The sequence below is a fragment of the Streptomyces sp. NPDC058534 genome (assembly GCF_042717365.1).
In the GTDB taxonomy this organism is placed as follows: Bacteria; Actinomycetota; Actinomycetes; order Streptomycetales; family Streptomycetaceae; genus Streptomyces.
The window spans coordinates 78,471-82,337 of sequence record NZ_JBHXNW010000011.1 but is presented as its reverse complement, the minus strand read 5'-3'; the positions used below and the strand labels follow the sequence as shown (position 1 = coordinate 82,337).

The window sequence follows — 3,867 nt, the reverse complement described above, 5'->3', positions numbered from 1 at the left end:
GGCGGTGTGGGGACGCCTTTGTGTGGGGGGCCCTGGGGGGCTCTTTAAAAACGGGTGCGGCCCCGCGGGCCCCGAACCCCCCCCCGGGGGGGGCGCGCCCCGGGGGAGGTCCTTCTCACATGTCCGGCGACTACGGCCGCGGCAACGCACAGGGGCGTGCCCTCCGAGCCGGTGCCGCTCTCCGTGTCCGGCCGGGCCCCGGCCGCCAGCAGCACCCGCACCAGGTCGGCGGCCCCGTTCACGGCGGCCTGGTACAGCGGCGTGGTACCGGCGGAGTCGGCCGTCTCCGCCGGAGCACCCGAGCGCAGCAGCGCCCGCACCTGAGCCGCCTCGCCGACCAGGATGGCGTCGACGAGACGCCCGGACAGCTTCTTCCTCCGTCGTCTGTTCACGGACGCCGAGTCCAGGAGGTGTCGTTCGGGTCGTTCGGGCGTGAGCCGCACCGCCGACCCCGCCGGGTCAGACCTGGTAGCGCTCCGCCGCGAACAGGTCCAGGTGCTCCTTCACCCACGCCGACGTCCGGCGCAGCCCGTCCGCCAGGCCGACCTGCGGCTCCCAGCCCGCCCACCGACGGGCGCGGGAGTTGTCGGACAGGAGGCGCTGCACCTCGCTGCCGCTCGGCCGCAGCCGGGCGGGGTCCACGACGATCTCCGCGTCGCTGCCCGCGGCGACGGTGAGGGCCTGCGCCAGGTCGCCGATGGATATCTCCCGGCCCGAGCCGAGGTTGACCACCTGCCCGAGGGCGCGGTCGCAGTCGGCCATGGCCAGGAAGCCCCGCGCCGTGTCGGTGACGTAGGTGAAGTCCCGGGTGGGCGTGAGCGAGCCGAGCCTGATCGTGCGGGCCCCGGAGTGCAGTTGGGCGAGGATCGCCGGGATCACCGCGCGGGCGGACTGCCGGGGGCCGTAGGTGTTGAAGGGGCGCACCACGGTGACCGGCAGCTCGAAGGCGTGCCAGTGGGACAGCGCCATCATGTCGGCGCCGATCTTGGACGCGGAGTACGGCGACTGCGGCTGCAGCGGGTGGTCCTCGCTGATCGGCGCCGTGCGGGCGGTGCCGTAGACCTCGCTGGTGGAGGTGTGCACCAGGCGGCGCACCTGGTGGCGCCGGCAGGCCTCGGCGATGTTCTCGGTGCCGACGACGTTCGTCTGGACGTAGGCGCCGGGCGAGTCGTAGCTGTACGGGATGCCGATCAGCGCGGCGAGGTGGAAGACGGTGTCGCAGCCGTCGACGGCGTCCATCACGCGGCCCGCGTCGCGGACGTCGCCGGTGACCGTCGTGACCAGCGGGTGGCCGAGGAGATGGGCGAGGTGGCCCTTCTCGGCGTACGGCTTGTAGTGCGTGAACGCCCGGACCCGGGCGCCCCGGGCGACGAGCAGGTCGACCAGGGCCGAGCCGATGAAACCCTCGGCTCCGGTGACCAGGACCTCGCGGCCGGTCCAGTCGGGGGTGTGGTTCATGGCGTGCGCTCCATGGGGTTGAAGGTCGGCAGGGGGTGGCCGGCGAGGCGCAGTACCTCGGCGGCGAGCAGGTCGGCGGCGTACGCGTGCGGCCCGGGATCGGAGGCCGACTCCATCGCCGCGAGCCGGGCGGGATCGGCCAGCAGCGGTTCGATCAGTTCGGCCAGCCGCGCCGCAGAGGTCTCGGCGTCGGACAGCAGCAGGCCGGCCCCGGCGTCGGTCAGCACGCGCGCGTTGTGGGTCTGGTGGTCGCCGGGCGCGTGCGGGTAGGGCACGAGCACCGCGGGCACGCCGGTGCTGGCGAGTTCGGCGACGGTCGCCGAACCGGCGCGGCAGACCACCAGGTCGGCGGCGGCGTACACCTGGTCCATGTGGTCCAGGTAGGGCACCACGCGGGCCACCTGGCTGCCCGCGAGCCGGAACCGGGCCTCCTCCAGTGCGTCCGGCCCGGTCTTGATCAGCAGGTGTACGTCGGTGCGCCGCCGCCAGCGCCGGGCCAGCTCCGTCGCGGCCTCGGTGAGCCGCGCGGCGCCCAGGCTGCCGCCGTTGAAGACGACGAGCCGGGCCTCGTCCGGCACCCCCAGCGCCCGCCGCGCCTCGGGGCGCCGTGCGTCGCGGTCCAGTCCGGCGAGGGCCGCCGCGATGGGCATGCCGACGACGCGGGCGTTCTCCCCGCCGGCCAGGCCCGCACGGGAGCGGTCGAAGGCGACCGTGACGTGCGGGGTGAGCCGGGCGGCGAAACGGTTGGCACGGCCCGGCACGGCGTTGGACTCGTGGATCAGGCTCGGCAGGCCCGACCAGCGGGCCCCGAGGATCACCGGGGCGCTCGGATAGCCGCCCATGCCGACCGCGACCTGGGCCCGCTGCTCGCGCAGCACCGTCCGGCACTGCCCGGCGGACCGCACCAGCGCCGAGGGCAGCAGGTAGCGCCGGGCGCCGAGGCTCGGGTCGAAGGGGATCATGTCGACGGTGTGCAGCCGGTACCCGGCCTGCGGGATGAGCCGGGTCTCCAGACCCCGGGTGGTGCCGACGAAGGAGATCTCCGCGGCCGGTACGGCGCGGCGCAGCGCGTCGGCGAGAGCGAGACCGGGGTAGATGTGCCCACCGGTACCGCCCGCGCCGATCACCACGGACAGCCGGGGCGGGGGAGCGGGGTGTCCGGCGGGCGGCACATGGGCCGGGCCGGAGGACGAGGACGAGGAACCGAACATGGCCGCCACGGTCACAAGCCGGCCTAAGAAGGTTTTAAGACGCTCCTTTGGCAGGCTGGGCGCGTGCTGAGAAGAATTCTGGTGGTCGACGACGAGCCCGAGGTGCGGGCCGCCGTCGAGGACGGCCTCACCGTCGAGGGCTACGCGGTCCGGGGCGCCGCCGACGGCCTCGCGGCCCTCTCCGAGGTCGCCGCCTGGCAGCCGGACGCCGTGGTCGTCGACGTGATGATGCCCGTGCTGGACGGCCTGGCGTTCTGCCGCCGCCTGCGGGGCGTCGGCGACCGCACCCCGGTGCTGGTGCTGACCGCGCTGGACTCGGTGAGCGAACGCGTCGACGGGCTGGACGCCGGCGCCGACGACTACCTGGTCAAGCCGTTCGCGCTGGACGAGCTGACCGCGCGGGTGCGGGCCCTGCTGCGCCGGGCGGACACCGGCGCCCAGGAGCCGGGCGACCTCCTGTCGTACGCCGACCTGGTGGTGGACCCGGACACCCGGACCGGACGACGCGGCGAGCGGGCCATCGAGTTCAGCCGGACCGAGTTCGCGCTCCTTGAGCAGCTGCTGCGGCACCCGGGGCAGGTCCTCACCCGGGAGACCCTCTTCGAACGGGTCTGGGGACACGACTTCGGCCCCGGCTCCAACTCGCTCGCCGTCTACGTCGGTTACCTGCGCCGCAAGCTGGAGGCGGAGGGCGAGCCGCGCCTCGTGCACACCGTGCACGGTGTCGGCTACCGCCTGGGCGCGGCGTGAACCGGCCGTGGCGGCTCGCGCCGCGCCCCCGCCGGCTGCGGTCCCGGTTGGCGCTGGCGGCCTCGGCGGCCGTCGTCCTCGTGACCGTCGGCGTGTGCACGGCCGCGTTCTTCGTCCTGCGCTTCAAGCTCTACCAGCAGGTCGACCAGAACCTCGCCCAGTCGGCCACCCTCGTCGCCCAGCAGAGCCGGGACGACGGGCCGACCGTGCACCGCGGCGAGTGCCGCTTCCTGGGCGCCCCCGCGTGCGCCCAAACGGTGCCGCCCGACCCGGCCGACGACCCGGCCCAGCCGTACGTCCTGCCCGTGTCCCCGGCCGGCCGCGGGGGGGCGGGCGGCCGGCGGGCGCCCGACGACCGGTAAAACACCCACGACGGGGCGGTGTCTTATAAAAAAAACCCAGCCCACCACACGTTAGACAAACACCGGGGGGGGTGGGGGTGTGGGGT

At 74.6% G+C, this 3,867-nt stretch carries 5 protein-coding genes; 2 read left to right on the top strand and 3 right to left on the bottom strand.

What is annotated here, in order from left to right; translation table 11 throughout:
• Positions 1–44: 44 nt before the first annotated feature.
• The 3 genes from ACFWR9_RS09280 to ACFWR9_RS09270 all read right to left on the bottom strand — a co-directional run bounded on the left by ACFWR9_RS09280 (position 45) and on the right by ACFWR9_RS09270 (position 2,585).
• A complete protein-coding gene (locus ACFWR9_RS09280; RefSeq protein WP_383837979.1) occupies positions 45–392 on the bottom strand; it encodes an ankyrin repeat domain-containing protein in 348 nt (115 codons plus the stop codon).
• A 67-nt stretch (positions 393–459) separates the two neighbouring features.
• Complete coding sequence (locus ACFWR9_RS09275) at positions 460–1,458, bottom strand: GDP-mannose 4,6-dehydratase (RefSeq protein ID WP_383837976.1); 999 nt, start codon at positions 1,456–1,458, stop codon at positions 460–462.
• Complete coding sequence (locus ACFWR9_RS09270; protein ID WP_383838127.1) at positions 1,455–2,585, bottom strand: glycosyltransferase; 1,131 nt, start codon at positions 2,583–2,585, stop codon at positions 1,455–1,457. The genes ACFWR9_RS09275 and ACFWR9_RS09270 overlap by 4 nt, the downstream gene beginning before the upstream one ends.
• A gap of 147 nt (positions 2,586–2,732) precedes the next feature.
• Here ACFWR9_RS09270 and ACFWR9_RS09265 point away from each other — a divergent pair, with 147 nt between their 5' ends.
• The gene (locus ACFWR9_RS09265) at positions 2,733–3,419 is read left to right on the top strand and encodes a response regulator transcription factor (RefSeq protein ID WP_383837973.1); all 687 of its coding nucleotides are present in this window, start codon (positions 2,733–2,735) and stop codon (positions 3,417–3,419) included.
• Complete coding sequence (locus tag ACFWR9_RS09260) at positions 3,416–3,781, top strand: hypothetical protein (RefSeq protein ID WP_383837969.1); 366 nt, start codon at positions 3,416–3,418, stop codon at positions 3,779–3,781. Before ACFWR9_RS09265 ends, ACFWR9_RS09260 begins: the two co-directional genes overlap by 4 nt.
• Positions 3,782–3,867: the final 86 nt, after the last annotated feature.